Here is a 26,578-nt window from a genome sequence, read left to right as displayed (position 1 = left end):
GCGAGCTCGCCGGTCGTGTAGTCACCGGACCGGTGCATCGACACCAGGAGCGCCTCGCGTTTGGGCGAGAGCTTGGGCTTGCCCCCCTTCAGCCGGCCCTTCGCTCGAGCGGTGGCCATGCCTTCCCGGGTACGGGCGCTGACCAGGTTCGCTTCGAACTCCGCGAACACGGACAGCATGCCGAAGATCATGCGCCCCGTTGGGTCGAGAGGGTCGTACACGGAGCCGTTGAAGCTGAGACGGACGTCCTTTGTTGCGATCTCAGCGGCGATCGTGCTGGCGTCAACGGCGGAGCGAGCGAGTCGGTCGAGCTTGGTGACGACGAGGGTGTCGCCGGCCCAGCATGCGGCGATCGCCTGTTCGAGGCCGGGGCGGGCTTGGTTCGTGCCGGAACGGCCGTGGTCGACGTAGATGCGTTCGGTCGCGACGCCGGCAGTGATCAGTGCTTCACGTTGCTCGCGGACGCCGCCGCTGCAATTTGCGGGATGCAGTACCACCAGGCTGTCATTGACGCGGCGAAGCCGCTGCGGCGGAACCTGCTTGGCCTTCCGAGTACGGCAGCGGAGGTAGCACGCATGCCTCTGGAGAGTCCGAACAAGACGCCGATGCCGACACTACGGGCGAAGTGGAGGACATCCGCCCGGCGACTTAACAGGCCAGGACCCGCCGCCTCGTGCTTAACGGCACCTAGGACGTGATCTGAGTCAAGCTCCGTTGCGGGGCCGCATCTTCGGGCGCGTCATGACGCCGATGGCGAGAGTAGCCAGCAGAAGGGCAACCGAAAGCGTTGCAGTCACCCATGCCACGGTGTGTGCGGTGTTCGCCGCCTCCCATTGACTCTTCGTCGCAACGTACGACCGGACGGGTGAATCACCGAGACCGAACACCGGCTTGGATGCACCCCGACAGCATCGCAAGCAGCGGGCCTGCTCACGCCGTGTCCGAGTAGCTCCCAGAATTGCGCCTCTCGGGCGCGCTGCTCCAGCCTGGATCCCATCTGCAACACTCCAAATCACGGTGGTGTTGCAACGACCAGCTGAACCCAAGGATCTTTCATCGGACGCTGAGCCCTGCCCGACGCTCTTGCGTTCCGCGCTGAACCTCTATCGCAGTGGGTTGTGGGACAGGCGCACGCTGGTATCCCCGCCGGTCTCGATGCCGGCGAGGAAGATGTTCAGGCCGTTGATGAACTGCTCACGGTCGTCATGCTCCACGAGGGCCGCGGCAGTCTGCTCAGAGACGGCATCAGAGTCGCTGCGGGTCAGCTCGGCCGCGAATGCCTCCAGGTATGCTTGCCTGTCGCTGTCGGAGAGCAAGTGGTGAGAGGCGGCTGCGCTCTGCGCCGCCGCTCCGAGCAGGTAGTTCATGAGCGCCGCTCCCGCATCAGCGCTGGCGCTGCCGGACACTCCCAAGCGCCCGAGGCCGGCTCCGATGCCCTTCCAAATGCGGAGGACGGCAGGCTGTCGTGGCTCCCGCGCCAGTTGCTTCCCTACCCAGTGGTGCTCAGTGAGGGCATCAAACACGGCTAGGGCGAGGTGCCGGAGCGATTCGCGAGGGCCTAGAACGTTCGCGGGGCTCTCGAGCGCCGCGCTGATGATGCCGTCCGTTGCGGCCTCGAGGAGCTCCTCCTTGCCCGTGACGTAGTGGTAGATCGCACCACGGCCGGTCGAGAGATGCTCGGTGAGCGCCCGGACGGTCAGCGCGCTCTCACCGGATGAGTCGAGCAGCCGGATCGTCGCCTGCACGATCTGCTCGCGGGAGAGGGCGTCGACGCGCTTGTGGATGCGGGGCGCCGGGTTCGTCATGTGCCCATCTTGACACAAGTGGACCGTCGGTCCACACTTCGGTTGGACCAACGGTCCAACTTCGAAGAAAGGCACACCATGACTCCTTCAGTCAGCATCGTCGGCGCCGGGCTCGGCGGCCTCACCCTTGCCCGGGTCCTGCACCTGCACGGCATCGACGTCACTGTGTTCGAGGCAGACGCCGACGCCGGCGCCCGCTCCCAGGGCGGCCAGCTGGACCTGCACGAGCACAACGGGCAGCTCGCCCTCCAGGAGGCCGGCTTGATGAACGAATACCGGTCGATCATCCATGTCGGCGGCGCAGGACAACGCGTCCTCGATCGGAACGCCACGCTTTTGGCCGACCTGCCCGACGACGGGTCGATGGCAAGTCCCGAGGCGCGACGGGGCGACATCCGCCGGATCCTCCTCGAGTCCCTCCCGGATGGCACGGTGCAGTGGGGCAAGAAGCTCCGCGATGTCGCCCCTCTCGGCGACGGCCGCCACGAGCTGACCTTCACGGACGGCTCCACCGCCCACAGCGACGTGCTCGTCGGCGCCGAGGGGACGTGGTCGAAGGTGCGAGCGTTGGTCTCCGTCGAGAAGCCGGTGTACGCGGGCATGAGCTACATCGACACGTTCCTCCACGACGTCGACGAACGGCACAGCACGACGTCCCTGGTTGCTGGCGACGGCGCCATGTACGCCCTCATCCCAGGCAAAGGATTCCTTACGCATCGCGAGGCGGGAGAGATCATCCACACTTACGTGATCTTGAGCAGACCCCTCAGCTGGTTCGACGACATCGACTTCTCCGACGCGGCAAGCACCAAGGCGCGCATCGCCGCGGAGTTCGACGGCTGGGCGCCCGAGCTCGTCGCGCTGATTGCAGATGCCGATACGCCTCCCGTGCTGCGGAGCATCTACAAGCTCCCCGACGACCACCGGTGGCCGCACACCCCAGGCGTGACCCTCATCGGCGATGCAGCGCACGTCACACTCCCCGGTGGCGAAGGCGCGAACACCGCGATGCTCGACGGCGCCGAGCTCGCCGAGGCGATCGTTGCCCACCCGGACGACATCGACGCCGCGCTCACCGCCTACGAGGAGGTCATGTTCGCCCGCGCCGAGGAAGAAGCCATCGCCGCACACGAGACCATCGACCTCATCTTCGGCGCCCGCGCACCCGAGGGACTCGCGAACCTGCTGAACGGGACCGCGGAGGACGCCGCGAGCTGACGCAACGTCTGTCTCGTAAGCCGGTCGTCCACCGGACGATCGCCGGCCACGACCGCTCCCCCCTGAGTGTGGGCTTTATCGCTTGTTGGTGGCGTTTTGTGATCGCTCAGCGGCGGGTGCGGCTCGCAAGGTGGCCTCATCGCCGAGTCTCACACGACGCGAGCGGCGGCAACGTCGCCCGACTAGCACTGATGAACATGCGAAAAAGCCGGGACATCTCGCTTCTGGCGTATACGTCTGCGACCGTGCACCCATGACACCCCCCCCGGCACGGTTGTTCTCCGCGCTCAGGGCCCCGAGGCACGGTCGCTCAGGTGGCGGTCACAACGCGTTGGCGATCTACGGGTGACGCCATGTCGGGGTGGAGGTGGACTTCGAGGGTCGAGGCGATGTTGCGCAGCTGTGCCAGCTGCTCCGCGGAAAGGGCGTCGACGAGGAATTCTCGAACGAGCCGGTCGTGACGAGGCGTGGCTGCCTTCAAGACGTCTTCGCCCTTAGGTGTCAAAGTGACGATGACAGCTCGGCCATCGGTCTTGCAGGTGGATCTCGTGATGAGCGCGTCCGCCTCGAGCCGCGCCACGATGCGGGAGGCGCGAGGCAGGGAACGCACGTCAGCACCTCGTGGCGGTGCTGACCCGAACGGGCCCGCCAACTCCACAGCGCACCGGTTACCCGATTGCTCCGTGATGCGTCTCGGCATGGCGCGATACAGCGGGTACCGGTTGATCTCGCGTGGCCGCGGGGCGTAGGGACGGTAGGTCAGCCGGAGGGATTGTCGACCGGGCGGTCGTTTTCGTCGGTGCCGTCGATTGGGTCGACGTCCTTCGGGTTGGCGACGTCGTCGGCAGGCTTGTCGTGATCGGGGTGTGCGGGGTCGATCATGATGCGTCCTGTTCCGGGGAGGTGGGTTCTCCGCCCGAGTTGGTGTCGCTGTCCTGGTTGGGATCTTCTGTGGCGTTTCCGGTAGGGGAGCCGTCGGGCAGATCGGCGGTGCGGTCCCGGTCGGCATCGGAAACGTTCGTCGAGCCATCCGGTGTTGGGGGGTTCTCGGTCATGGCTGGCAACGTACGCGGATGCGCCGGCATCCCTCATCAGGCGGCTTCACTCGCGGCCTCGAAGGGTGCCGCATCGGGTCTCTTCGCGGGATCAGGGCGGTGCGTCGCGGTGTTCCCGGATTTCCTGAGAGGTTGGGGTGTGCTGTTGACGTATGGTCGGTTTTGTTGCCCTGCGGACCCTAGCCGCGGGAGCCCGACCCCCTGTTACCGGGCTGGCCTCGTCAAGACCATCGCGTTGAACCTGACGGCGTCGTAGCGCGAGGGCGTCTGTCCCAGCCCCGAACCAGTGGCAGACGTCCTCGCAGCACCACGGCGATGGGTAAGCTGCTCGGTTCCTGTCTGGTCGTGTTGTCAGGCAATAGCGCTCGATGATGTTGCGGTGGGCCGGGAAGCGGCCCGGCCCGCGCTCACCCGAAGAGCAGCGGGACGGGCCGCCCTGACCCGTCTTGCGTGGAGCATTCGAAGCCGAGTCGTTGTCGGGTTGGTGCCCCGCACGTCCCAGGTCCGCACGTTGCGGGGCGGGACCGTTGGTGGTCGTGAACGATCAGGCACTCGAGGAAGGAAGCTCTGTCTCACGCGGGCCTGGTTCTCGTGCAGCCCACGGGATCGAAACTCCTCACGAGCGCGTGTGGTGGTTCTAGGTTTGTACCGTGTGTCTGCGGTGGGAGAGGTGCCGGCACCGTTGGGGGGACCGGTGCCGACACCTCGGTGGCGGTCCCGACCCGAACAGGCTCGCCACGACGTCTACTGTGCACCGGTTGACCAGTTCGTGGGTCATTGTTGCGGCATGGCGTCGAACTGTTGGACGACACGTGATGGCGAGCGGAGTGCCCGCGGCGCGGCGTAGGCGACAGTGCGGGACTACCTTGACTGGTGGCGCTGCTGGCCTATCGGGCCGCGCGTCCGGGCGTGCCTCACCATGTGCGCCTGGGGGCTGCCGCTCCCATCCGATCAGGGTAACCAGGGTGGTTGATGCGGCGGCCCCACCCTTCCTGTTCCCGAGCTGATGACGCCCCGATACCGCTCGTAGCGGGCACTGCGTTGCGGGGGAGTCGTGTCCGTGGCGGGTTAGAGGCGGGTGCCGTGGAGTCGCTGGAGAGCGTGCTGGCTGAGTCCAAGAGTGCGCACAAGTGCTGAGTTTTCCCGGAGTGCGCGGTCCTTCGAAGGGTTCCCCGTCAGCTGCTCTCGCTGCTGGAGCGGGTCGTGCTCACCGGGCACCGATGTCACAGCGCTGTCGATTTTCATGGGGTCCTGGACATCGTCCGGTGGGGGCGCTGTGGTTATGCCTGGCCGCCGACGGCGGGTTCGTTGTCGCTGGTGAGGGTGGTGGCGATGGTGTTGAGGTGGCGGGCGAGGAGCGCGTTGTCTGCCGGGGGAAGCTGGTCGAGGGCTTCGACGAGGACTTGGTGGAACCGGGTGTAGGCCTGGTCGATCTTCGCCGCGCTGCCGTCGATGGGGTGGAGGAGCATGGCTCGGCGGTCGGTGGGGTGGGGCTCGCGGCGGAGCTCACCTTTCCGGACGAGGTTGTCGACAATCTTGGTCACGGACGCGTTCGAGACGTTCAGCATGACTGCGAGGTCTTTCGGGCTGATCTGCCGGCCGTCGCGTTCTGCTTGCACGAGGTACCGGATCGCGGCGAACTCGTTCTTCGTCAACCCGCTGGCCCGTCGAGCGTGCTCAACTTCCTGTTCCTCGGCGCGGTGAAGGCGCAGGAGCGCGTTGACCGCGTCTTTCGCTTCCCGAGTGCGGGGTTCCCGAGCGTAGAGGTGCGTGGCTTCGTGACGGACAACAGTCAACGGCATCGGGTCAGGTGCTCTCTCGAAACGTGCGGGCGGGGTCCAGATTACTGCGCGGGTTCTGTGAAGAAGTCCGCGTATCGGGGCCCGGCCGGGCTCGCGAGCAGGGTGGGGTCGTCGATCCGGCGGATCACGTAGGAGGCGATCACGGCGGAGTCGGTCAGCCCGATGGGGAGGTGCGTGGTCACGGCGTCGGGGGAATAGGGCGGCTGGTAGGTGGTGATCATCAGTGCTGGCCTGTCTGTTCCAGGATCGGACGCATATCGATCGGCTCCGTCGCCGGCAATGCTGTTTCGATCGCATCGAACGGGTCGTCGTGAGAGCTGGGAGTCACCGTGTGAACGCGATGGCCGCAGCACCGGTTGCTGCCAGGGCGGCAGTGCCGGTGACAGTCCCTGCGATCATGAGGGCACGTGCGTGTGCTGCTTCGCGGACTTCGGTGAACTGGCTGAACAGCCTCGTGGTGCTCGGGTTAGGGGTGAGTGGCATCGCCCGCTCCCTTCCATCTGGTGTGGTGGCCCGGTTCCCCGGGGATGCGTCGACCGTCCCATACTCCCGATGGTTCGCGCAAGAAACTATCCGCAGAGTGTACTTTTCCCGCGGTGAACAATCGCGAGCATCGAGCGAAGTCCTGCATGAGCTGGCGCTGTGACGCTGATCCGCGATGTTTTGGATGCCATGAGGGGCGTCATGGGTTGGCGTCCCCATCCTGCTGGCTCAGCCGCGTCGGCCTCGGCTGGTAAATAGGAGGAGGGTCCGGGCCGGATGGCGTCGATGCTGATGGTGTGCAGTGTCAGGGTGAGTCAATGGATCAGGATATCTCCACGCAGCAGCGGATGAAGGTCGGGGCGGTGGGCCTTGGCCGGATGGGTGCTCCGATTGCGCAGGCGCTTCGGGACGCGCATCCGGTTTCGGTCTACGACGTTCACGGAGAACGGATTCGCGAAGCAGGGTTTGATGATGCACGAGTGTCTTCGCTTGAAGAGCTCGCTGGTGCTTGCGATGTCCTCGTGACGGTGCTTCCCGGAGTTGAGGAGCTCGCCAGCGTGATGCGGTCAGCGTTGCCGGTGCTCCCGTCCGGTGCCCTGTGGATTGATCTCACGTCGGGGGATCCGCGCACAACGCGTGTTCTCGGTGCTGACGCGCATCGCTACGGCATCGACGTCGTGACCGCACCGATGGGTGGGTCGGTCCCGGAAGCGATCGCGGGTGAGCTGGTGTTCTTCGTGAGCGGGACCGATGCCGCCATTGAACGAGCCACACCCGTGCTCGGTCTCTTGGCGGCCGATGATGGGATCCGGTGGTGCGGCCGCCGCGCGGAGGATGGTCAGATCGTGAAGCTCCTCGCTAATGCCTTGTGGTTCGCTCACACTCTCGCGGGTTCCGAAGCGATGCTCGTTGGCAGTGCGCATGGATTGCCGACCGAGCACCTGCATCGCCTCCTTCGCGGGAGCGCCGGTGGAAGCCGATTTCTGGACCGTGACCTCGACCGACTGTTGGATGGGAACTACCTCAAGACGTTCGCTATCGACCGGGTTGCCGAGGAGCTCGACACCGTCGCGGCCATCGGCACTGTGGCCGGCGTCGCCATGCCTGTGCTCGACGCGTCAGCGGCACTCCACCGCGACGCAAGTGACCGATTCGGCCCTGCGCTTGGGGAACTCCTCGGTGCCCGGCTCATCGAGGAACAGTCGGGCCGGCAGCTGCGCAGGTAGAGCCTGGTTTGGGACACCTCCGTCGCGGGTTCTGCGCTCTCGGACCGGAGAACGCGTGGGCTGCACCGTTGCCGGAGCGTTGGTGCCCTGTTTGTGGGTCTAGTTCGCCGCGCCTGTTCGTCATACGATCGTCTTGCAACTGTGGCACATCAGGCCATGGACGCTTCCCTCGTGTCGCCGGCGTATTCGGGTTTCGGCGGCGGCACGAGTTCCTCATGTAGAAGCCGTCCCGCATTCTCGCTCTGCGGCTCGTCAACCATCGATCATCGCCCCGCTCTCACGTCGGGAGGTTCCGTTGAACACCGCACTCCGTGCACACCGTTCGCCACACGTGGAAACGTTCCGCTCTCTGCGGACGGGCGAACCGATCCGGGTGCCCTGCGACTGCTCCGTGGCCGCAGATCACAACACCAATCCAGGCCGGGCCCGACCCGGACCGCTTCCTAGAAAGAGACCTACACCGTGAACAAGCGCATCATCGCCGCGACAGCTGCAGCAGCTGCCGTCATCGTCGGCGTCGGCATCGCCGCGCAACCCGCAACCGCCGCAACCACGCAAGACACCACGGTGACCGCAGAGGTCGCCGCTGGCGATCTCTCGATCAGCGCCCCCACCGCGCTTGATCTCGGAGCGATCACTCCCGGCTCCGCCGGTACCGCGACGCTGTCCGGGATTCAGGTCACCGACGCCCGCGCAGGAACAGCTGGCTGGGTCGCATCCGCAACCGCAACCGACGTGACATCGGCAGCTCTCGGCACGACGATCAGCGCGAGCAACATCGCCGTGACCGCAGCGGACGCCGCGGTCACCGGCACCGCCACAGTCACCGCATCCACCACGGTCGGCGGTGCAGCCAACGCAGCCGTACAGACCGCGAGCGGGGTCTCCGGCAACAACACGGCAACATGGGACGAGACAATCAGCCTCACCGTTCCGGGCGACGCTCTCGCCGCGGGCGACTACGCCACCACCATCACCCACTCCGTGCTCTAGTGCGCACCGGTGCCCGCTGGGCGGTGAAAGCCTCCGCCATGACGATCCTGACCATCACCGGCCTCCTCGCCGCAGCGCCGGCCTTCGCCGCCCAGCAGGCCACCACCCCCACACCAGCAGCGGGACTTGGAATCCGGCTCCTGGACTTTCCCGCCGAGCAAGCAAGCGACCCGCGAGCACGGGAGTACATCGTGCAAACCGCCGAGCCCGGGACAACAATCACTCGGCGCCTGCAGATCACCAACACCACCGGGAAGACGCAGCGGGTACAGATCGCCGCGACGGCCGCATCCATCCGCCACGGCCGGTTCACTGCCAACGGCGCCACACAGAACGAGCTCGCCCGCTGGATCGTCCCCAGCACCGCCGTGGTCACCATCCCCAACGGCGACCACGCGACGATCACCACGACCACCAAGATCCCCACGACGGCCACCGCCGGAGAGCGCTACGCCGCAATATGGGCACAGATGCGATCCACAAACGCGAGTTCTCACGGACGCATCGCGGTCGTCAACCGTGTCGGCATCCGCGCCTACATCAACGTCGCAACGAGGAACAGCCCCCCGGACTTCACGATCAGCAAGCTGTCCGCGACCAGAACGGACGATGGCAAACCAACCCTGACCGCGGTGGTGAAGAACACCGGCAACACGGCCGTGGACATCACCGGACAGGCCACGCTGACCGACGGCCCGGGACACACGAGCGCCGGCCCCTTCATGACCAACGCCGCCACAACTCTCGCCCCAGCACAGAGCAGCCGGATCCGCATCCCAACCGCATCGGCGATCACCCGTGGCCCCTGGACGGCAACCATCACCCTCCGCAGCGGCAACCTCACCCGCAGCAACACCACCCGGATCACCTTCCCCGCCGAGACCACTCGGAACCAGGACGCGAGCTCACCAGTGCTCATCGCCCTCATCTCGGGTGTGGTTCTCCTCGCCGTCACCGGTGGTGTTGTCGTCATCCTCCGCCGCCGACACACCAGACGACACCCATGACGGGGGCCGATGAGCACGGCCGCGTCACCGACGCTACGGTCACGGCGTTCTACAACATGCAGGTCGGGCATGCACACCTCATGCAGCACTTCGCGGCGGCGCACGACCTCAACCCGGTCGATCTCCGAGCGCTGAAGTTCCTCGGTGCGATCGACGAAGTCCGCACGCCGAAGGCGCTCGCCACATTCCTCGCGAGAGGGAGTGGGGCAGTCACCGCGCTCCTCGACCGGCTCGCCCAACGAGGGCTCCTCGAGCGACTCGGGAACCCCGAGGACCGCCGGAGCGTGCGGATCGCACTCACCGCGAATGGCTTCGCCTTGGTTGATTCCCTTCGAGCGGCCTACCGCGACGCGTTGCAACAGTCCGCTCCAGCTGAGCACATCGACGTCTTCGTCCAGCTCACCAACCACGTCGCTTGGGTGTTCCGACAAACGAACGCTGGATAGGTTGTTGTTCACCGGTCCCCGCTGAAGGCTCGAACTCGCTCACGGCATCCGTGGTGCGCTCCTCGGTCGGCGACACATGTTGGACTCCCAGATGGGGAGAGGCACGCTCCCATAGTTTGATGTCGTGGTGAACCGGCGTCAGGAACACAAGGCGGAGACTCGCAAGGCGATCCTCGCTGCCGCCGCGACAGAGTTCGCAACGAGAGGCTACGGCGGGACGAGTATCGCGAGTATCGCTGCGGCGATGGGACGGCCGAAGTCGGCAGTGGGACACCATCAGTTCGCATCGAAGCAGGACATCGCCCTCGCGGTGACTGAGCAGCAGTACGACGAGTGGCGGCTGCTGTTACAGCACGCCGAACAGGTTCCGGCTGGGCTCGTGCGCCTCTTCAGCGTCATGCTGACCATCGTCCTCGATGCCGAAGCCAATCCGTTCGCTGCTGCGACGGTCCGGTTGCTGACTGATGCTGAAGCGGTGAACCTCACGCTTCCCCGATCGGTGTTCTCCTGGCGTACCTACGGAACCGCGCAGATCCAACTGACCCTCGATGATCTTCCTGGCATCGTGGTGAGTGCCGACGAAGTGATGGACCGGATCCTCATATCCACCCTTGGCGTATGGTCTGCTGGGGTCCACGGCATCAAAGAGGTCCCAACGACTCGCCGACTCATGACAGCTTGGGGAGACACGGTCGCCGGACTCGGACTTCCCAGCTCGGACGCGATGCTCGACGAGGTGACGCAAATCCCGCGGCCCAGCACAAACTGAACTGGGTTGCTCGGTCAACATGACGGCGAGTCGGCGCGGTACACCTTCGGAACGGTAAGCGCCTGACGGGCAGACGATTACGAGTTCGTCGTACCGGGGAGCCAGGCCCCAAGAGACCCCGTGAGCGGTGCGCCGTTAGCACCGCACCACTGCTGGTAGCGGATCCACCGCCGTGTGCTCGTTGCTATTCGCCGGTGGCGATCAGCGTTCCCGGGTGGCGTTCTCGAACAGGTCATCCAGGAGCGGCTCACCCACCGCATCGGCAGCGGATTGTCCCTGGCATCGCAGTTTCCGCAGCCGGCGGATCGTCATGATTCGGACCGGGTCCGCCGTGTCATCCATCTCGTAATGGCTCATACACCCGTCATACCGGGAGTCATTGGACGATGTCGCATCGGAATTCGTACGCGGCGACGGTGACCAGGCCATCCCAGGGGCTCAGCAGCAGTCCGATGCCGAGTAGTAGCCCGACGGCTGCAGCGGGGAGCGTGAGTCGGTGCGGTCTGCGTGTCCACATCCGTGTCATGACCTGCCACCGTACCCAGCTCAGAGGCAGCATGCCCGCGGAGCTAGCAGTGGCGGGATGTTAGGTGAGGGTGCAGGTGTAGGTGCCGAGACCGATCAGGCCGGTGCTGACGCCTTGGGCGCTGTTGGTGCTGAGAGCGGTCCAGTTGCCGAGAGCGGTTTGGGACTGGATGACGAAGGAGCTCAGGGATACGACGTTGCTGAGGGCGCCAGCGGTGATCGTGGTCTGGTAGCGGTCGGCGGTGTTTGGCCCGGTGGTGCTGGTGTTGCTAGGGGTGATGATGTTCGTCAGTTGTTGCAGCACCCCGTTGGAAGCGCTCCATTGCATGTTTGTCGCGGTCAGGTTCGGGATGCTGGTGGTGGTGTAGTGCCAGGTGATGGTGATGTTCCCGGCGGTGTTGCTGCAACTGTCGAAGGTTGGGGCAGGCAAAGCCGCGGCCGTGAGCGGGGAGGAAGCGGTCTCGTTGTCGGACCACTGGGCGACGCTGGGTTGTGGGGCGAGGACGGCGGATAGGGGCAGGCCCGCGAGTGCGAGGGTGACGCTGACTGCTCGGGCAGTTCGGTTCATGGCTGTTCTCGGCGGTGTGCGCGGCGTGCGGAAGCAGCGAGGGAAACACCGAGCGTGACACTCGCAGCGGCGAGGAGGGTTGCGAGTCCGATTCGGGTGCCGGTGTAGGCGAGTTGGCTGTCCGGAGGTGGGGCTAGGGCGGTGTTGGCCGGGTGTTCTGTGGCCGGCGGGTCATCGCCGGTTGCGGAGATCGTGATGGTGATTTCCGCGCTCTGACTGGTGGTGACCGGCGACCGGCTTGGTTGGAGCACCGACGCAAGGAGGTAGGTGCGGGCTGGAATGGTGCTGGTGTCGACGACGGAACCGGAATCGGTGGCGTCGGCGAGGACGGGGAGCGGGGTGGTGGTGAGGATCTGGTGTTCCGTGGCTCGGCAGGAGGCGCCTTGCCAGGGTGCAGTGCAGCTGGCGAGGGAGATCACCAGTGCGGTCGGTGATGCGTCGGCGAGTGCCCCGGTGGCGGTGACACGGCTGAGAAGCGTCGTCGTGCTGATCGGTTGGGTGGTGATCCCGATTACCCAGTGCGCGGGGACGCCGGGGGTGAGGCGGAACGTTGCCCGGGAGCCAGCCGAAGCGTTGCGGAACCGTCGTTGCGTGGGTTTGTTGTCACGACACGGTGTGTGATCGGGAGCTGCCCGGGACGGTCGACGGTGACGACTTGCCCCACCTGGGCCTGCGCGGCGGGGATCTGCTTGACAACGGCGAGGGATCCGGTCGGGATCGCGGGCGACATTGAACCGGTGCGGAACATGATCAACGTGATGTGGAAGCCGAATGCCAGGATGACCATGACGATGCAGATTGCGCCGCCGGCCGCGGCAACGTTCAGCAGCACGCCGCGCACCACATTCAGTGGACCGCGGCGGATGCGCGGGGGAGTGGGGTCTGTGCTGGTCATGTGGTTGGGGGTGTTCCGGTGACGATCCAGTTGGCGGTGGCGGTTGCCCCCTGCACCGAGTTCGGTGCTGTCAGGGGCAGTTGGACGATGAGGCAGTAGAACACTGGATTCCCCGGTGTTGTCCCGGATGCTGCAGGCAGTGTTCGCGTGTTCGCGGGAGTCGCCGCGGTGAGGCCGGATAGATACGTGGTTGCGTTCCCAGCGACCCACGTCCCGGAGCTGCTCGGGGTGGAGGTTGGTGTGCATCCGCTGGCGGTGTCGGCGTAGATCTTGTAGTTGAGGGTTGCCAGGAACGTGGTATCCCCGGACGTTGTCGGGGACGCAAGTGACACAGCTCCACCGAGAGAGCCAGGAGCCGTACGGACGGCAAAGGGCGCGGCGAGCGTCAGGCCCGGATACATGGCCGTCGCGTTGAACGTCAATGACGCTGGCGACCCGGCCGGATGGTCCGTGAACGTCGCCCCATCTGCCGAGGATTGCAGCCCGAACGTGCCGGCCGTGAACGTGCCGGTGCCGTATTCCTGGTCGGTCCACTGCGCGTCGGTTGCTGCTGCCGCGACACCGAGTACGAGGCCTAACGCCAGAAAACCGCGGACCAGCACGGCCGGGCGTCGCCGTCTCTTGGTGGAGCTGGGCATGGTCGGTGCCGACCTATTGTGATGCCGCCTGGAACTGCCAGGTCGCTGTCCCGGACTGCCCCGTTGCCAAGTCATCTCCGGTCGTCACCACCAGGCACAAGTACTGCGGGGCGCCCGGAGCGTCCGCGGTTGCCGCGCCCAGATCGAATGCTGTATCGGCAGGGACCGTCGTGATCGCGGTGCCCTCGGGGACCACTGCTGTGCCGCCTGTGACGGCTGCCGCATCACACGTGAACGCGTCAACCGCGTAGATGCCGTACGTCAGGTCATCAACCGTCCCGGTTGTTGCCCCCGCTGTCACCGTCACCGTTGCCGGCACGGTAGTGCCCGCTGCCAACTCGACCCCATAGGGCGAGTACGACACCATGTTCGGCGCGAGAGATGACGCGTTCAAGTCGAACGAGAGCTCACCGCCAGGGCTCGTGGCGTGGTCAGTGAACCCCTCCGCGGCGTCCACCTGACCGAGCAGCTGGAAATCACCGCTCGAGGTGAACGTGCCGTGCGCGAACTCATCGTCCTGCCAAGCGGCGAGCGTGACGACCGCTCCCACCCCCAGCACCAGGCCACCAGCCAACACCGCAAGAATCGTCTTCTTCTTGTTCCGCCGCCCTGAACGCGGCACCACAGCTTCAGACATATCCACATCCCCCGAACACATAGTGGAGACATGTTCATCTCCCGATACGCGGCACCCTACGCTCGCAACCCCTGATCGACAACGCTGTACGAGGCAGATACTGCCGACATGCGCCCAGTGGATGAACTCATGAACGAGGGGTCTGCCCCGGGTGCGGTTGACGTCTTGACGTGCCCTACGGTCTGGTTACCCGTTTCGCTCTGAAGTTCAGGCGGGGATGGGTGTCGTGGTGAAGCGTAGTTCGTGCTCGATGGGTGTGGTGTATCCGAGTTTCGAGTGCCGGCGTTGCCGGTTGTAGAAGATTTCGATGTATTCGAACATCGCGTTCGCGAGCTCGGTGCGGGTGCGCCATTTCTTCCGGTTCAACAGCTCGATCTGCATGCTCGACCAGAACGACTCCATCATGGAGTTGTCGTAGCAGTCGCCGATGGTGCCGAACGAGGGCATCAGGCCCGCGTCGCGGATCTTGCTGGTGAACGCCCAGGATGTGAACTGGACGCCGTGGTCGGCGTGCACGATGCCACCGGCTCTTGGTCGCCGTGCTTTGATGGCCATGTCGAGGGCGTTGACGACGAGGTGGGTGTCCTGGCTGGAGTCGATCGACCAGCCCACGATCTTCCGTGAGAAGGTGTCCATCACCGCGCAGCAGTAGACCTTCCCTTCCCGCGTCGGATGCTCGGTGATGTCGGTGACCCACAGCTCGTTCGGCGCGAGTCGGTGGAACTTCCGGTGCACGAGATCGTTGGCGGTCGCGACGCCGGAGAGCCGCTTCACCCTGCCGGGACCCGGCAGGCCGACGATCCCGGCCTGGGACATCAGCAGCGCGACGAGCCGCTCGCTCACCGTCACACTCATCCCGAGCGTCAGCTCGGCATGCACGCGCCGGGAACCGTAGGTCTGCCGGGACGCGGCGTGCACTTCCCGGATCAGACCGGTCAGCCACTGCCGTCGCATCTGCGTGGGCGAGAGCGGCCGGTTCCGGTACTTGTAGTAGCCGGGGCTACTCACGCCCAGGAGCCGGCAGCAGACTTTGGCCCGGTGACCGTCCTCGAGGAGACGGTCGATCACCGGGTGGATCCTTTTGGGCCGGGCCGGTCTTCCCCGAGCAGTTTCGATGCCTTCTTCAGAATCGCGACTTCCTCCTTGAGCTGCCGGATCCGCTTCTTCGCCTTTGCGAGCTCGATGCTCTCCGGTGTCGTGACGCCGGGCCGTTCCCCGCGGTCGATCTGGTCCTGACGAACCCAGTTATGGATGGCTGCTGCGCTCACGCCGAGCTCGACTGCTGCGGTCGTGATCGGTTTGCCGGCGCGGACGAGCGCGACGGCCCGTCGACGGAACTCCGGTGGAAACGGTCGTGGCATGGTTGGAGCCTCTCAAAACGGGCCCGATCCGCAGAGGATTGCGGGTAACCAAACCGTGGGGCACGTCAGAGTCAACCAAACCTGCAGCAGTCCCTCTTTCTCCGGGAAACGGGAGAGCCGGGTGCGTGTCCGGGCCGTCGGATCCCCCCTCAGCAGATGCTCCGACCTCCCCGGACACCACAGCTAACCGGTCATGTGCCTAGCTGGTGCAGCCAGAAGTCCACCGCGTGCGCGCGGGGGCGAGGGGAGATTGTGGTGGTGTCGCCGAGTTCGAGGACGTGTTCTGGGGATTCCTGCATGGTGGGCCAAGGCGAGCGGCTCCCGCCGTTGGGGTCTCCGGTCTTGATGAACGCGAGCCAGTAGCCGGTCATCTCTGCCTCTAGCCGACGATCGATTGCACCGTAGCTGGCCTTTCCGTCGGCACCGAGGTTGCCGTATGCGTACATCACCTCCGCGCCGTGGTAGACGCCGAAGCGCTCGAGTGAGGGTTCGGGCGGCGTCCGTGTGAAGAAGTAGGTGTAGACGTTCGAGTTCCCGGTCGCTGCCGCGGTCGTTCCCCACACGCGCATTGCGCTGGTCATCGATCGGTCGGTTTCGGCGCGCACGCGAGATTCGAGCACCTGATCCGGATCGTGGCCTGGGTAGAGCTGGAGGTAGGTGCCCGCATCCTCACCGTAGGTATCGCGGATCTCTGCCTTGTACGCATCAGGGTCGGAGTCCATCCCGGCGATCAGGTTCAGCGATGCCTCGTCGGCGTTGCTGCCCAGCAGTAGCGGCACGTCGTTCTGCTCGCCGGCTGCATAGATCTCGGCGGGGGTGGCGGGGAGCACTGCTCCATCGATGGTGGGCCACCAGTGCATCGTGAGCGACTTGGCAGCTGTTTGGATGCGCTCGGCGGGCATGGCGCGCATCTCGGCGAGGCTTGCGCCGCCGAGAGCTTTACTGAGCGCGGTGGCAGCATCGCGGGCGTTCTCCATGGTGTCGTAGAGATCGCCAGCGTCTCGATCGCCGGCCGTCCCGAGGCAGCCCCCGCTCTCGCCGATGATGCCGTGCACGAGCCCCGCCGCGAGCGGTGATGCCCCCAGGATGCAGGCGCTCCCCGATCCCGCCGATTGGCCGGCGACTGTGACCCGGTCGGGATCACCGCCAAAAGCGGCGATGTTGTCCTGCAACCACTGCAGCGCAGCGATCTGATCACGGAGGCCTTGGTTGCCGACCGTGTCTTCCAGCTCGTCGTCAGCGAGGAAGCCGAACACGCCGAGGCGGTAGTTGATGGTGACGATGATGGCTTCGCCACGTGCGGCCAGAGCGGTGCCGTCGTAGGCTGGCAACGCCCCCGACCCGCTTGTGAACGCGCCGCCGTGCACGTAGACGAGCACGGGAAACTTCTGTGCAGGAGGCAGTGAGCTGCTCCGCCAGATGTTGAGTCGCAGCGCGTCCTCGTCCGTGGGATAGGGGTTGAGCAAGGTGTGCTCGAGCGGCATATCCAGTAGGCGGGTCGCCGCACGGGTGGCGAAGCTCGACTCGGACTGGACGGCAGCAGGACCGAAGTCATCCGCGACCAGCGTCGCGTCCCGCTGTAACGCAGGGTGGGGTGCTGCCCAGCGCAGATCGCCGACAGGTGGCGCCGCGTAGGGGATGCCAGCGAATACGTCGACCGTCTTGCTCTCGTCGCGAATGCCGACCACGTCGCCCTGCTCGGTCCGCACGGCCGCAGTGTGCGCACCGTCAATTGTTCGCGTTGTCAGCGGTGGGCCGGCGGCGATCGCGACCCCTCCGATGAGGCAGGCGGAAAGGATCCACGCTGGAACCTGTACGAACCACCGTCGGCGGCCCCACACCTGCGCTACCGCCCCAAGTGTTGCCGCGGTGGCACCGACGATGAGCCACGCCCACCAGCGCCCTTGATTGAGCCAGACGAGCACTCCGCCGGATGCAGCTACGAGCACGAGCGGAACCCAGCACCGTGCTCGCCGCCACCGTGCTCGCTGCCAACCTGCTCGCTGCGTCGCCATGGCCACCCGCCTCCTTCATGCAGTTCGATGCGATGTGTATTAAAATCGAAGGATCCTGGGAATGAGCTGCATAGACCCCTTCGGCCCTACATTTGGAGGATGAGCAATGTCCAGCAGCGGCCGTTGCGTCGTCGTTTCGAGACGCGGCGACGGCTCCTCTCGGCCGCCGCCGAGCTCTTCGACGAGCAAGGCACAATTCGCCAGAGCGTCGAGACCATCTGCACGCGTGCTGGCTACACGCGTGGTGCGTTTTATTCGAACTTCGGCAGCGTCGACGACCTCTACCTCGCCCTGCACCACGAGCAGGCCGCGGGCGTCTGGGAGCGGCTGCTGATCGCCCTCGACAGCCAGATCGACAATGCAACCCGCGGGGACGCCCTCGAAGACGGGGTGGAGCGGCTCCTCGAGGCGCTGCCGCCTGAGCGCAAGTGGTACGCCCTCCGGGCGGTGCTCCTCGCACGAGCTTCCGCGGATTCCGCTTTCGCGCAGAGCCTGCAACTCGACGAGAACCCCTTTGTCGCTGAGCTAGGTGGGCGCTTCGAGGACTTGGTAGCCGCCTACGGTCGCAAGCCGATCGTCGACGTCGCCCTTTTCGCGAAAGCGATTGTCGCCGCGCATACCGGAGCCGTCAGTGAGGCGGCGATCGATGGCCAAGCCTCACGAACACAGCTCGTGGTCGTCACTGGCATCATCCGAGGACTCACCGTGGAGGTTGGAACGACCTGAGCAAGCGGGGCGTGAAGCGACGGCGGTTCGGGGCGTACAACACCTAGGGCGTGTCTTGCGTCGGGGATGCTTGTGGGGTGTCTCGGTTTCAGTTGCATACGGATGCGCAGTGGGCGTTGATCGCTGAGCTGCCGCTTGGTCGGACGGATCGGAAGGGTCGGCCTTTCTCGGACGCGCGGAGCATGGTCGAGGGCATCATCTTCCGGTATCGGACCGGGATCGCGAGGCCGGACCTACCCGAGGTGTTCGCTCCGTGGCAGACGGTGTGGGCGTGGCATCGCCAGCTCGCGGGCGATAGCACCTCGAATGGTCCCCTCGCCGACGTGGACCCATTTCGGTTGTTCAGCTGCTGGGTGTTCGCATGAGGAACAGGGTCAGGGTCCCGCCGATGCAGGCGACGAGGATGAGGATCCAGGCGGCGATGGTGACCAGGCCATCCCAGGGGCTCAGGAGTAATCCGATGCCGAGCAGCAGGCAGGCGGCAGCGGCGGGAAGCACGAGTCGATGCGGCCGCCGTGTCCACATACGTCCCATGATGGCCATGCTACTCAGCCGTGTCCAACGGAAGACGCGTTAGCCCCGGCTGGTGGAGTTCCTTGCGGGTACGGGGTCAGGGTCGGTGCTTCCCGCTGCCGAGGGGTCCCGCGGACGCGGCGGTGTCCGGGGTGGGGATGGTGATGGTGCGGGCGATGACGTCGCGGGCGGTGTCGGCGATTCGGGCTTGGTGTGTGCGGGCGTAGGAGCGCAGCAGGGTGAACGCGGTGTCCATGTCGACCTGGTGGGTGTGAGCGAGGAATCCTTTGGCTTGCTCGATCGCGACGCGGCTGTTGAGTGCGTGCTGGAGCTGCGTCTCGACGAGGTTCGCGTGTTCGGTGGTGCGTTGTTGCAGGATGCTGATCGTTGCGACGTCGGTGAGTGCCCGTGCCGCGATCGCGTCGTCTTCGTTGAGTGCGCCGGGTGTCTCGCGGAACAGGTTCATCGATCCGAGGACGGTGTCGCGCAGCCGCAGCGGGATGGAGTGCACGGAGGTGTAGCCGGCTTCCTGCGACGCTGCCGCGAACTGTGGCCACCGTCGACGCATCTCGTCGGCGTCCTGCACGGACACCGGTGACCCCGTCGTGAACGCCTCCACACACGGCCCCTCCCCGGCTTCGAGCTGCAGCAACCCGACGAGCGCGCTGCGCTCACTGGTGGAGACCACCACTTCCAGGTCCTGCGACTGGTTGACGAGCAAGATCCCGGCCGCAGTCGCGTCGAACAGCTCGGCTGCGTTGTCGACGAGGGACTGCAACAGTTCGACGATGTCGTAGTCGGCGACGAGTGTGTCGGTGAGGGTGACGAACGTTTCGACGAGTTGCTGTTCTCGGGTTCTGACCATGGCTGCTTCCTTCCTCAGAAGCCGGAGCCGTCGCGGTCGGTGAAGTCGACCGTGCGGTGGATCACGTCGTTTGCGAGGTCACGGACGGTGCGGCCGGCGGTGTACGCGGACGCGCGGAGGAGCAGCAGGGCGTCGTTCACGTCCGCGCCGGTCTGCGCGGCGACCATGCCCGAGGCCTGGTAGATCTCGCGCCGGGAGTAACGGCTGACATCGTGGGCGCCGGCACCGGTGTCTTCGCGGCGGGCGAGAGCACGATGCAGCACCTGCCGGCTGACGGCTTCAGTGAGCGCGGCCGCATCTGCGACGACGTCTCCGGCAAGGGCAGTAGCGGCTCGGTTGTACAGGTCAACAGTGCCGATGTTGAGCGTGCCGACATGCATCGGGAACGCGAACACCGCGCCGAGGTGAATGACCTGGAGCGCCATCAACGTGACCGGCCAATGCTCCGACGTCGATGCCTGCAGATCCGGCTCGAGCACCGGCAGCCGAGACCGCATCGCGTCCCAGGACGGACCTTCCCCCAGGTCGAACTGGATCTCATCCAACCGGACTGCCGTCGAGTCGCTCGCACACACGGTCTCAGGCCCGAAGGGCTCACCAAGCGTCGAGATAGCAACGCCGGTCACCGGCAACGCCGACAGGAACGGTGCGCACAGGTCATCCTGATCGCCGGCGCCGTACAGCGCAGCGACCGCGTCGATGAACCCCTCGTCGCTCATCGCCCGAACCCGCAGCCGCAGGTCGCGCTCCAACCGGACGGTGACACAGCCATCACGAACCTCCCCTGCTCAGAGCTCAGTGCTAGGTCCGGGCAAACGACTCAATACGCACGCTATCTCGGACGTCAGCCCTGGGGACCGAAGCGCCGCCGTCCGAGCTCAAGTTGTCTCGGTAACCGATCCCTGACCGGGCGGCGTGGTGCGAGAGCATGAGTTATGACCTACTCGCCGGTGACGAACAGTCTGTGAGCAGCTTCGTCTGGTGTCGTCGTTCTCGCCGCGCTCCGTGTCGTGATCTCGTTCCGGTAGCCGATCGATCACCGGGCGCCCAGCACGGTGGCGAGCTAACTCGTTGTCTCGAGCGCCTGCCTTTGGTCGCCGCAGGGAGAGATCCTGCGGAGGTGTTCCGAGCATTTTCCGAGCGAGTTTTTGGCACTCTCAAGGGTCGAGTGCTAGAACGTTGGCAGTTGAGTCGAGGGGACTCAACAGCAGACACGAAGGAGTTGATTTCCATGACGATGAACCTCGACCCGTTCCGCGAGCTCGACCGTCTCGCTGGTGCCCTCCTCGGGTCCACGGGGCCGCGCTCGATGCCGTTGGACCTGTACCGCACGGGGGACCACTACGTCCTCGACGTCGACCTGCCCGGCATCGACCCGGGCTCTGTCGACATCGACGTGGACGGTTCTGTCCTGACCATCCGTGCAGAGCGCACCCTCGGCGCACCGGAGGGGTCGCAGTGGCTCACGAGGGAGCGGCAGCCGGGCACCTACGTCCGCCAGCTCACCCTCGGTGACGGGCTGGATTCCGAGCGCATCGAGGCCGGCTACGACAATGGTGTGCTGAGCGTCACCATCCCGGTGAAGGAGTCTGCGAAGCCGCGCAAGGTCGCGGTGACCACGGGTGGCGGTCGCGAGCAGCTCGCCGTCGGCACCGGGGAGTAGGAGCCGCAGCGGTGTTCGACATGGTCAACGCCTTCGCAGCGATGGCCACGGTGACGATCGCGCTCACGCTGTCCAGCCTCGCCCGGCGCACGGCGGCGCTGCTCGGCGCGACCGGGAGCCTTACGGGGAACTTCCTGCTGTGGCTCGCTGCTCCCTCGCTCTGGGAGTGTTCGCCCGTCCTGCCCTGGGTCGCGGCGGTCGTCGGCACCGTTCTGCTCATCGCGGGCTGGAGCGCCGTCCGTGCCTACTGGAACCTGTTCAACCCGCCGCGCGCGGATGACACGGATACCGGGACGGTGATGATGGTCGGTGCGGCTGGCCATCGCCTCGGGTGATCGGCAGCAGATGGACGGGGCCCGGTGCACGTCGTGCACCGGGCCCCGTCCGTCTGCGGTGGTCGCCACTCCTTGTTGCGTTCGAGGTTGATGAAGTCGACCGGGATGCTGCCACGGCCGCCCGTGTCGAGGGCGTCCATCGCGGCGAGGTCGTCCACGGTGAGCTGGAACGGTGCCGGCGGCCCGCGGCATGGGACAGAGTGGGCGCATGGACGAAGCGCGAGCGGCAACGAGCTTGGGGCGGATCGGGGTTGTCGGTGTCGGGCGAATGGGTGCGCCGATCGCACGTGCATTGCAGCGCTCGTTTTCGATCGCGGTCCACGACATCGATCGCGGCCGGATGCGCGCGTTCGATGGCAACGGCGTCGAGTGGGCCGACTCTATCGAGGACCTGGCGGTCTCGTGCGAGGTCCTCGTCACCGTGCTTCCAGGCCCTCGAGAACTCAACGACGTCGCCCGTTTGGCGCTTCCATCGCTCGCGCCGGGGTCGTTGTGGATCGACTGCACCTCCGGGTCGCCGGAGACGACGCTGTCGCTCGCGCAGGAGGCGGCCGTTTGGGGCGTGCAGGTGGTGAATGCGCCGATGGGCGGCTCGCCTGCGGAAGCAGCAGCTGCGGAGTTGGGGTTCTTCGTCAGTGGCACCGGCGCCGCGGTCGAGCGAGCACTCCCGATCTTGGCGCGCCTTGCCGCTCCCAATGGGATTTGCCGTGTTGGCGATCGCGTCGAGGACGGCCAGATCGTGAAGCTCCTCGCTAACGCATTGTGGTTCGCGAACGCCGCCGCCGCATCCGAGGCGATGCTGATCGGCACCAAGCTGGGGCTCCCGACCGAGCACCTGCATCGGCTGCTGCGCGGCAGTGCCGGCTCGAGCCAGTTCCTCGAACACGACGCCGGCCGGCTCTTGGACGGGGACTACCTCACCACCTTCGGGATCGACCGTGTCGTCGAGGAACTCGACATCGTCGCGTCCCTCCGGGCGGATAGTGGTGTCGACAGCCCGGTGCTCGATGCCTCAGCGGTGCTTCACCGGGAAGCGCTGGACCGGTACGGTGACCGGCTCGGCGAGCTCCTTGCCGTGCGGCTGCTCGAAGAGCGCGCGGACCAGCAGCTCCGCCGGTGACGAGCACAGGCGCACCGGATTACCGTCGCGACTGCGCGGCCTCGATACGTGTTGCGGACTGCCGGCCGTGCCGGAGGGTCTCTCGGGGCTGTTCCCCGAATCGTTCGCTGTATGCGGCGGCGAAACGGCCAAGGTGCCGGAACCCACACGCCACCGCCACGCTTGTCACCGTCGCGTCCGCGTCCGCCCCGGCGAGTGCGTCGCGTGCGAGGTCGAGTCGGGCCGCGCGGACGTACTCCGTGGGGGTCTGATCGAGTTGTTCTTGGAACGCTTGCTGCAAGGTACGAAGGCTGATCTCGGCCGCTGCAGCGAGTTCCGCCGGCGCAACCGGCGCCGGCAACTGTCGCCGAATCAAGGAGTCAGCGGTCGCGACATGACCGAACAGTCCGGAAGGGGCGGCAGTGGTGTCGGCCGTCAGCACCGACAGCACCTGGTTGGCGATGGTGTTGTGGAGGCGGATCCTCGCGGGGACGCTGATACTCGGACCGCCGATCACGTGACCGGCGTCGCGGATCAGCGCGAGCAGTGACCGGCAGTCCTCCTCGGTTCGTGGCTGCGACAACATCACCCGATCCGGCCGTGCACCACGTGCGGAGGTGCCGGCGGCCTGCAACAGCTGGTCGGAGATTTGCAGTAACGCCAGCCGCGTTCCGGTGACGACGTAGGAGTACCGGGTTCCCGCACGCAGCAGAACAGGGACCTCAGGAGACGCCGTGAACACCTCACCGTCATCAGCGGTGAACGTGACGTCACCGTCCCCAACGGCGACAAGGAGGTGGTGTGTTGGCTGCTCCAGGCTCCCCGCCCGGCCGGCATCACACAACACCCGTGTGATCGACACGTCATCGTCCCCAGCACGTCGCAGCTCAAGCCGATGCGTGCCACCATCCGGTACCCGCCCGAACACGGTTGCGAGTCGAGCCTCGAACTCGTCAACACGACCCGACATCGCTTCCCGATGCTCCTCCACCGCCATACCCTCCACAATGCCAAAGGTTTCGGGCGATCATCCGGACTGCGCAGTTCAGTTCTGTCACGCGGGCTTGCTCCCGTCCGCGACCACCGTGGCGCGAGAGGCGCGGTGTCTGTGTTCAGCGCGCGGCCGACGGGATATGCTCAGAACTTCAGCGGCCCCGGACTTCGGCCTTCCATCCGCAGTCCGTCGAACCTTCCCCGGCCCCTGCTGCAAGCGAAGAGCCCAACGTGCAATACGTCTTCCACGACACTCAGATGATGCTCACCAGCGACGCGGCAGCGCGAGCGCTGCTGGCGTACTTCGCATCCTTGGAGCTGGCGTGGTGCGCCGACGAAGTCGAGCTGCCAGCGGTCGACGAGGACGGCGCCCTCATGTGGGAGCGACTCTTCGTCGGGCCGGCTACCCGGCTCCGGTCGATGCGAGCAGACGACGACCTGCTCGAAAGCCCGGACGCGTCGTTCGTTGCCGACCTGAGCCGCCGAACACGCGCACTCCACACACGGTAAGCACCGAGCCGAGCCGAGCGAAGCCGTTGCGGCCTATCCGACGGCTTCCGGAGACACGTCCCGGAAGAAGTTTTCGTCATCGATCGCGAAGTTCGTGGTCCCGGCACGCTTCCACTGCTTCCGGGCCCGCGCGATCGTTCGGATGCGAGCCGGTTCGGCAGCAGGATCGGTCTCGTACAAGCTCATGTCATCTCCCATCAACGTAGTAGCGAGGATCGGGTTCGACCGTATCCAGGGCCCCAGCAGCTGTCCGAGAACTGCGCTCAGAGGCCCAACGCCCGCCTTCGGTGTTGCTTCAGCTGGAGACAGATGCGCACAATGAGGCATGCGGTGGAGTGCGGGCTACATGCCGGGCGATGACGCCGAACCAGCGGTTGCTGGTGTGGAAGCAGCCTCAGCGATCGAGGCGGTGACCCGACTGCGGGACGTAGTCGGCACCCACACCGACGTGCTCTACATCGTCCCCGACCCCATCATCGGGATGCCACAGGACGCAACGTATGAGACATTCCTCCACGACCCTGACACTCCCTCACCGATCTGACGCTCAACCAGCACAGCGTGACCCCGATGAGCGCCATGAGCAGTGAGATGACCAGCGACCAACAGTGCAGCCACCCTCGCTCTGTCCTGCCTGAACACTGCGCTTCGCCCGTGCGGGCGCTCAGCGTCGTCGGTCACAGTGCCGGTTGAGCGCCAGACTGCCACCGTGCGAACGCGTCAAGCTGCGCCTGCGCACTTTCGAAACTGGTGTGGCTCCCGATCAGGTCACCCTCCGCGAGCTGAACGGCGTACCCGGCGGCATACGCCGACGTGCGCCGCACGTTCCCAACGTGCTGAAGTCCGGCATGCGCTTCCCATGTGTCCGCATCGAGGACGCTCCAACGCAGATCCGCGTCACTCATGGATGGGCCGCCATCGTGCGAGTAGCGGTTTGCTGCTGAGGGTCATGTCTGTCTCCGGCCGGCATCGGACAATGCGATCGTTCCGGCGGCCAGGGGCATCGGTCACCTGCCGCCCACGATAGGCCGTCCGTGGCGCGGCCGCACCGTCTTAATGCACCCGGACCGAGGCGCCGAGGCATCGAGGCTGTGGAAGCCGCCCTCCCGATCCGCTCGTGCGCGTGGAATGTCCCTACTACGCCTACCAGGTCTCCTACGACGCCTACGGCGCCGAGACTGTCACTGCGGGCAAGACCCCCGCCAGGTCGAGACGCCGGCGTGAGACACATTTTCGCGTTGACGATGCCAGCAGTTGGGCGGGGTTGGTCTGTCTCGGTAAGTCGTCTCGACCTGGCGGGGGTCCTGCCGCGTGATCATGGCAATTTGTGAGACGCGATGTGCTGCAGGGGCTTGAGGGAAGCTGCCGCCGAACGCGCGCTGTTGCTCTCTCCCTGGGAACGGCGAGGGGCCCGTAAGAGGATCGGCTACCGGCCGGGCATGCCCCGAGCCGGCGGCGTTCCGATTCAAGCATCGCTCAGCGGGTGCGTGGTGGGTGCTGCCGAATGCACCCACCACTCGCTGGTCACCCTGCGATCTGGTCGAGTTCGGCGAGGTCGTCGCTGGACAGGGTGAGCCCGGCACCGGCGATGTTTTCTCGCAGGTGTGCTGCGGAGGATGTGCCGGGGATCAGCAGGATGTTTGGTGAGCGGTGCAGGAGCCACGCCAGCGCGACCGACATCGGTGTCGCGTCAAGCCGTCCTGCGACGGCCGAGAGTACGCCGGATTGAAGCGGGGTGAATCCCCCGAGGGGGAAGAACGGGATGTAGGCCACCCCCTCGTTGGCGAGTCGCTCGATGAGTGCGTCGTCCCACCGGTTGGCGAGGTTGTACATGTTCTGTACTGACACGATCGGCGCGATCGACTGCGCTTGTGCAACCTGCTCGGCGGTGGCGTTGCTGACGCCGAGGTGTCGGATGAGTCCCTGCTGTTGCAGGTCGACGAGCGTTTCGAATGCTTCGTCGATCCGTTCAGGGACCGGACCGTTCGCGTCGCCCAGGCGCAAGTGGACCAGATCGAGGACGTCGACGCCGAGTGTGTCGAGGTTGTCGTCGATCTGCGCCCGGAGGTCATCGGGTTTGCGTGCAGCAGGCCAACCGCCCTGCGCGTCCCGACGTCCGCCGGCCTTCGTCGCGATGAACAGTCCCGGGGCGTACGGGTGCAGGGCCTCGTGGATGAGTTCGTTGACGACGCGGGGCCCGTAGGTTTCGGCGGTGTCGATGTGGGTGATGCCGCGCGCCACTGCCTCGCGGAGGACGGCGATCGCGGCATCGTGGTCTCTCGGCGGGCCGACGACCCAGGGGCCGGCGAGCTGCATCCCGCCGTACCCGAAACGCGAGACGGTGCGGTCGCCGAGGGTCCAGGTGCCGCCGGGCAGTTCGGTGGTGGTGCTCATGGTGTGCCTTCCAGTGCTTGCGGATCAACGTGCCGTG

Annotated in this window: 31 protein-coding genes and 3 pseudogenes; 13 read left to right on the top strand and 21 right to left on the bottom strand. The window is 66.0% G+C overall.

What is annotated here, in order from left to right:
- Positions 1 to 17: 17 nt before the first annotated feature.
- A pseudogene (locus KZI27_RS20145) lies at positions 18 to 497 on the bottom strand (recombinase family protein); the annotation flags it as partial.
- A 606-nt stretch (positions 498 to 1,103) separates the two neighbouring features.
- A complete protein-coding gene (locus KZI27_RS00725) occupies positions 1,104 to 1,805 on the bottom strand; it encodes a TetR/AcrR family transcriptional regulator (protein ID WP_222657455.1) in 702 nt (233 codons plus the stop codon).
- 78 nt (positions 1,806 to 1,883) lie between these two features.
- On the opposite strand from KZI27_RS00725, the gene KZI27_RS00720 reads away from it, so the two are divergent.
- Positions 1,884 to 3,023, top strand: coding sequence for an FAD-dependent oxidoreductase (locus tag KZI27_RS00720; protein ID WP_111085062.1), 1,140 nt, complete (start codon positions 1,884 to 1,886; stop codon positions 3,021 to 3,023).
- 310 nt (positions 3,024 to 3,333) lie between these two features.
- Here KZI27_RS00720 and KZI27_RS00715 read toward each other — a convergent pair whose 3' ends face one another.
- The 6 genes from KZI27_RS00715 to KZI27_RS00695 form a co-directional block, all read right to left on the bottom strand.
- Positions 3,334 to 3,633, bottom strand: a complete 300-nt coding sequence (locus tag KZI27_RS00715) for a MarR family winged helix-turn-helix transcriptional regulator (protein WP_222657454.1) — start codon at positions 3,631 to 3,633, stop codon at positions 3,334 to 3,336.
- Positions 3,634 to 3,782: 149 nt separating this feature from the next.
- A complete protein-coding gene (locus tag KZI27_RS20140; RefSeq protein ID WP_261783840.1) occupies positions 3,783 to 3,905 on the bottom strand; it encodes a hypothetical protein in 123 nt (40 codons plus the stop codon).
- A complete protein-coding gene (locus KZI27_RS00710; RefSeq protein WP_222657453.1) occupies positions 3,902 to 4,078 on the bottom strand; it encodes a hypothetical protein in 177 nt (58 codons plus the stop codon). Before KZI27_RS00710 ends, KZI27_RS20140 begins: the two co-directional genes overlap by 4 nt.
- Before the next feature lie 1,280 nt (positions 4,079 to 5,358).
- Entirely contained in the window at positions 5,359 to 5,733 is a 375-nt protein-coding gene (locus tag KZI27_RS00705; RefSeq protein ID WP_181437493.1) for a MarR family transcriptional regulator, read from the bottom strand.
- 188 nt (positions 5,734 to 5,921) lie between these two features.
- A complete protein-coding gene (locus KZI27_RS00700; RefSeq protein ID WP_181437492.1) occupies positions 5,922 to 6,101 on the bottom strand; it encodes a hypothetical protein in 180 nt (59 codons plus the stop codon).
- A gap of 103 nt (positions 6,102 to 6,204) precedes the next feature.
- Entirely contained in the window at positions 6,205 to 6,363 is a 159-nt protein-coding gene (locus KZI27_RS00695; RefSeq protein WP_181437491.1) for a hypothetical protein, read from the bottom strand.
- Positions 6,364 to 6,680: 317 nt separating this feature from the next.
- Between KZI27_RS00695 and KZI27_RS00690 the strand changes: the two genes are divergently transcribed.
- The 5 genes from KZI27_RS00690 to KZI27_RS00670 all read left to right on the top strand — a co-directional run bounded on the left by KZI27_RS00690 (position 6,681) and on the right by KZI27_RS00670 (position 10,804).
- Positions 6,681 to 7,589: an NAD(P)-dependent oxidoreductase gene (locus KZI27_RS00690; RefSeq protein WP_222657452.1), complete on the top strand. Its 909-nt coding sequence runs from the start codon at positions 6,681 to 6,683 to the stop codon at positions 7,587 to 7,589.
- 462 nt (positions 7,590 to 8,051) lie between these two features.
- Positions 8,052 to 8,582 carry a WxL domain-containing protein gene (locus tag KZI27_RS00685; protein ID WP_222657451.1) on the top strand — a complete coding sequence of 177 codons (531 nt, stop codon included), beginning with the start codon at positions 8,052 to 8,054 and terminating at the stop codon, positions 8,580 to 8,582.
- Positions 8,583 to 8,620: 38 nt separating this feature from the next.
- Positions 8,621 to 9,589: a hypothetical protein gene (locus tag KZI27_RS00680; RefSeq protein WP_222657450.1), complete on the top strand. Its 969-nt coding sequence runs from the start codon at positions 8,621 to 8,623 to the stop codon at positions 9,587 to 9,589.
- Entirely contained in the window at positions 9,586 to 10,035 is a 450-nt protein-coding gene (locus KZI27_RS00675; RefSeq protein ID WP_222657449.1) for a MarR family transcriptional regulator, read from the top strand. The genes KZI27_RS00680 and KZI27_RS00675 overlap by 4 nt, the downstream gene beginning before the upstream one ends.
- A gap of 124 nt (positions 10,036 to 10,159) precedes the next feature.
- Positions 10,160 to 10,804, top strand: a complete 645-nt coding sequence (locus KZI27_RS00670; protein ID WP_222657448.1) for a TetR/AcrR family transcriptional regulator — start codon at positions 10,160 to 10,162, stop codon at positions 10,802 to 10,804.
- A gap of 201 nt (positions 10,805 to 11,005) precedes the next feature.
- Here KZI27_RS00670 and KZI27_RS00665 read toward each other — a convergent pair whose 3' ends face one another.
- From KZI27_RS00665 to KZI27_RS00635, 7 genes and pseudogenes are all read right to left on the bottom strand, one after another.
- Positions 11,006 to 11,161: a hypothetical protein gene (locus KZI27_RS00665; protein WP_222657447.1), complete on the bottom strand. Its 156-nt coding sequence runs from the start codon at positions 11,159 to 11,161 to the stop codon at positions 11,006 to 11,008.
- 229 nt (positions 11,162 to 11,390) lie between these two features.
- Positions 11,391 to 11,897 (bottom strand): hypothetical protein, encoded by a 507-nt coding sequence (locus KZI27_RS00660; protein WP_222657446.1) that lies wholly within the window; start codon positions 11,895 to 11,897, stop codon positions 11,391 to 11,393.
- A 511-nt stretch (positions 11,898 to 12,408) separates the two neighbouring features.
- On the bottom strand, positions 12,409 to 12,792 hold the full coding sequence (locus KZI27_RS00655) for a hypothetical protein (RefSeq protein WP_222657445.1): 384 nt from the start codon (positions 12,790 to 12,792) through the stop codon (positions 12,409 to 12,411).
- The gene (locus tag KZI27_RS00650) at positions 12,789 to 13,430 is read right to left on the bottom strand and encodes a hypothetical protein (protein ID WP_222657444.1); all 642 of its coding nucleotides are present in this window, start codon (positions 13,428 to 13,430) and stop codon (positions 12,789 to 12,791) included. Before KZI27_RS00650 ends, KZI27_RS00655 begins: the two co-directional genes overlap by 4 nt.
- Positions 13,431 to 13,443: 13 nt before the next feature.
- Complete coding sequence (locus tag KZI27_RS00645) at positions 13,444 to 14,067, bottom strand: SipW-dependent-type signal peptide-containing protein (RefSeq protein ID WP_222657443.1); 624 nt, start codon at positions 14,065 to 14,067, stop codon at positions 13,444 to 13,446.
- 207 nt (positions 14,068 to 14,274) lie between these two features.
- A pseudogene (locus KZI27_RS00640) lies at positions 14,275 to 15,428 on the bottom strand (IS3 family transposase).
- A 191-nt stretch (positions 15,429 to 15,619) separates the two neighbouring features.
- Entirely contained in the window at positions 15,620 to 17,137 is a 1,518-nt protein-coding gene (locus KZI27_RS00635; protein ID WP_222657442.1) for a carboxylesterase/lipase family protein, read from the bottom strand.
- Between the two features lie 405 nt (positions 17,138 to 17,542).
- Between KZI27_RS00635 and KZI27_RS00630 the strand changes: the two genes are divergently transcribed.
- Positions 17,543 to 18,169 carry a TetR/AcrR family transcriptional regulator gene (locus KZI27_RS00630; protein WP_222657441.1) on the top strand — a complete coding sequence of 209 codons (627 nt, stop codon included), beginning with the start codon at positions 17,543 to 17,545 and terminating at the stop codon, positions 18,167 to 18,169.
- A 77-nt stretch (positions 18,170 to 18,246) separates the two neighbouring features.
- Positions 18,247 to 18,489 (top strand): annotated as a pseudogene (locus KZI27_RS20135) (transposase); the annotation flags it as partial.
- A 22-nt stretch (positions 18,490 to 18,511) separates the two neighbouring features.
- Here KZI27_RS20135 and KZI27_RS00620 read toward each other — a convergent pair.
- The 3 genes from KZI27_RS00620 to KZI27_RS00610 all read right to left on the bottom strand — a co-directional run bounded on the left by KZI27_RS00620 (position 18,512) and on the right by KZI27_RS00610 (position 20,299).
- On the bottom strand, positions 18,512 to 18,703 hold the full coding sequence (locus KZI27_RS00620; RefSeq protein ID WP_181437489.1) for a hypothetical protein: 192 nt from the start codon (positions 18,701 to 18,703) through the stop codon (positions 18,512 to 18,514).
- A 76-nt stretch (positions 18,704 to 18,779) separates the two neighbouring features.
- Positions 18,780 to 19,547 carry a GAF and ANTAR domain-containing protein gene (locus tag KZI27_RS00615; protein ID WP_222657440.1) on the bottom strand — a complete coding sequence of 256 codons (768 nt, stop codon included), beginning with the start codon at positions 19,545 to 19,547 and terminating at the stop codon, positions 18,780 to 18,782.
- Between the two features lie 14 nt (positions 19,548 to 19,561).
- Complete coding sequence (locus KZI27_RS00610) at positions 19,562 to 20,299, bottom strand: ANTAR domain-containing protein (protein ID WP_261783839.1); 738 nt, start codon at positions 20,297 to 20,299, stop codon at positions 19,562 to 19,564.
- A 479-nt stretch (positions 20,300 to 20,778) separates the two neighbouring features.
- Between KZI27_RS00610 and KZI27_RS00605 the strand changes: the two genes are divergently transcribed.
- The 3 genes from KZI27_RS00605 (at position 20,779) to KZI27_RS00595 (ending at position 22,665) form a co-directional block, all read left to right on the top strand.
- A complete protein-coding gene (locus KZI27_RS00605) occupies positions 20,779 to 21,210 on the top strand; it encodes an Hsp20/alpha crystallin family protein (protein ID WP_222657439.1) in 432 nt (143 codons plus the stop codon).
- Positions 21,211 to 21,221: 11 nt separating this feature from the next.
- Positions 21,222 to 21,545, top strand: coding sequence for a hypothetical protein (locus KZI27_RS00600; RefSeq protein WP_222657438.1), 324 nt, complete (start codon positions 21,222 to 21,224; stop codon positions 21,543 to 21,545).
- 208 nt (positions 21,546 to 21,753) lie between these two features.
- Entirely contained in the window at positions 21,754 to 22,665 is a 912-nt protein-coding gene (locus tag KZI27_RS00595) for an NAD(P)-dependent oxidoreductase (protein ID WP_222657437.1), read from the top strand.
- 19 nt (positions 22,666 to 22,684) lie between these two features.
- Here KZI27_RS00595 and KZI27_RS00590 read toward each other — a convergent pair whose 3' ends face one another.
- Complete coding sequence (locus tag KZI27_RS00590) at positions 22,685 to 23,641, bottom strand: helix-turn-helix domain-containing protein (RefSeq protein WP_222657436.1); 957 nt, start codon at positions 23,639 to 23,641, stop codon at positions 22,685 to 22,687.
- A 227-nt stretch (positions 23,642 to 23,868) separates the two neighbouring features.
- Between KZI27_RS00590 and KZI27_RS00585 the strand changes: the two genes are divergently transcribed.
- A complete protein-coding gene (locus KZI27_RS00585; RefSeq protein ID WP_222657435.1) occupies positions 23,869 to 24,147 on the top strand; it encodes a hypothetical protein in 279 nt (92 codons plus the stop codon).
- A gap of 33 nt (positions 24,148 to 24,180) precedes the next feature.
- Here KZI27_RS00585 and KZI27_RS00580 read toward each other — a convergent pair whose 3' ends face one another.
- The gene (locus tag KZI27_RS00580; RefSeq protein WP_222657434.1) at positions 24,181 to 24,333 is read right to left on the bottom strand and encodes a hypothetical protein; all 153 of its coding nucleotides are present in this window, start codon (positions 24,331 to 24,333) and stop codon (positions 24,181 to 24,183) included.
- A gap of 139 nt (positions 24,334 to 24,472) precedes the next feature.
- Between KZI27_RS00580 and KZI27_RS00575 the strand changes: the two genes are divergently transcribed.
- Positions 24,473 to 24,691 (top strand): hypothetical protein, encoded by a 219-nt coding sequence (locus tag KZI27_RS00575; RefSeq protein ID WP_222657433.1) that lies wholly within the window; start codon positions 24,473 to 24,475, stop codon positions 24,689 to 24,691.
- Between the two features lie 980 nt (positions 24,692 to 25,671).
- Here the strand turns inward: KZI27_RS00575 and KZI27_RS00570 are convergent.
- Positions 25,672 to 26,541 carry an oxidoreductase gene (locus tag KZI27_RS00570; RefSeq protein WP_315971188.1) on the bottom strand — a complete coding sequence of 290 codons (870 nt, stop codon included), beginning with the start codon at positions 26,539 to 26,541 and terminating at the stop codon, positions 25,672 to 25,674.
- Between the last annotated feature and the right edge of the window lie 37 nt (positions 26,542 to 26,578).

Source organism: Curtobacterium sp. TC1 (assembly GCF_019844075.1).
Lineage (GTDB): Bacteria > Actinomycetota > Actinomycetes > Actinomycetales > Microbacteriaceae > Curtobacterium.
Note: the sequence above shows the minus strand (reverse complement) of the source record. Positions and strands in the feature narration are given on the sequence as shown.

Coding starts and splice junctions, on each gene's coding strand:
- KZI27_RS00725 (WP_222657455.1), bottom strand. CDS start 1,805: ATGACGAACCCGGCGCCCCGCATCCACAAGCGCGTCGACGCCCTCTCC.
- KZI27_RS00720 (WP_111085062.1), top strand. CDS start 1,884: ATGACTCCTTCAGTCAGCATCGTCGGCGCCGGGCTCGGCGGCCTCACC.
- KZI27_RS20140 (WP_261783840.1), bottom strand. CDS start 3,905: ATGATCGACCCCGCACACCCCGATCACGACAAGCCTGCCGACGACGTC.
- KZI27_RS00710 (WP_222657453.1), bottom strand. CDS start 4,078: ATGACCGAGAACCCCCCAACACCGGATGGCTCGACGAACGTTTCCGAT.
- KZI27_RS00700 (WP_181437492.1), bottom strand. CDS start 6,101: ATGATCACCACCTACCAGCCGCCCTATTCCCCCGACGCCGTGACCACG.
- KZI27_RS00695 (WP_181437491.1), bottom strand. CDS start 6,363: ATGCCACTCACCCCTAACCCGAGCACCACGAGGCTGTTCAGCCAGTTC.
- KZI27_RS00690 (WP_222657452.1), top strand. CDS start 6,681: ATGGATCAGGATATCTCCACGCAGCAGCGGATGAAGGTCGGGGCGGTG.
- KZI27_RS00680 (WP_222657450.1), top strand. CDS start 8,621: ATGACGATCCTGACCATCACCGGCCTCCTCGCCGCAGCGCCGGCCTTC.
- KZI27_RS00675 (WP_222657449.1), top strand. CDS start 9,586: ATGACGGGGGCCGATGAGCACGGCCGCGTCACCGACGCTACGGTCACG.
- KZI27_RS00665 (WP_222657447.1), bottom strand. CDS start 11,161: ATGAGCCATTACGAGATGGATGACACGGCGGACCCGGTCCGAATCATG.
- KZI27_RS00660 (WP_222657446.1), bottom strand. CDS start 11,897: ATGAACCGAACTGCCCGAGCAGTCAGCGTCACCCTCGCACTCGCGGGC.
- KZI27_RS00655 (WP_222657445.1), bottom strand. CDS start 12,792: ATGACCAGCACAGACCCCACTCCCCCGCGCATCCGCCGCGGTCCACTG.
- KZI27_RS00650 (WP_222657444.1), bottom strand. CDS start 13,430: ATGCCCAGCTCCACCAAGAGACGGCGACGCCCGGCCGTGCTGGTCCGC.
- KZI27_RS00645 (WP_222657443.1), bottom strand. CDS start 14,067: ATGTCTGAAGCTGTGGTGCCGCGTTCAGGGCGGCGGAACAAGAAGAAG.
- KZI27_RS00630 (WP_222657441.1), top strand. CDS start 17,543: ATGAGCAATGTCCAGCAGCGGCCGTTGCGTCGTCGTTTCGAGACGCGG.
- KZI27_RS00620 (WP_181437489.1), bottom strand. CDS start 18,703: ATGGGACGTATGTGGACACGGCGGCCGCATCGACTCGTGCTTCCCGCC.
- KZI27_RS00615 (WP_222657440.1), bottom strand. CDS start 19,547: ATGGTCAGAACCCGAGAACAGCAACTCGTCGAAACGTTCGTCACCCTC.
- KZI27_RS00605 (WP_222657439.1), top strand. CDS start 20,779: ATGACGATGAACCTCGACCCGTTCCGCGAGCTCGACCGTCTCGCTGGT.
- KZI27_RS00595 (WP_222657437.1), top strand. CDS start 21,754: ATGGACGAAGCGCGAGCGGCAACGAGCTTGGGGCGGATCGGGGTTGTC.
- KZI27_RS00590 (WP_222657436.1), bottom strand. CDS start 23,641: ATGGCGGTGGAGGAGCATCGGGAAGCGATGTCGGGTCGTGTTGACGAG.
- KZI27_RS00580 (WP_222657434.1), bottom strand. CDS start 24,333: ATGAGCTTGTACGAGACCGATCCTGCTGCCGAACCGGCTCGCATCCGA.
- KZI27_RS00575 (WP_222657433.1), top strand. CDS start 24,473: ATGCGGTGGAGTGCGGGCTACATGCCGGGCGATGACGCCGAACCAGCG.
- KZI27_RS00570 (WP_315971188.1), bottom strand. CDS start 26,541: ATGAGCACCACCACCGAACTGCCCGGCGGCACCTGGACCCTCGGCGAC.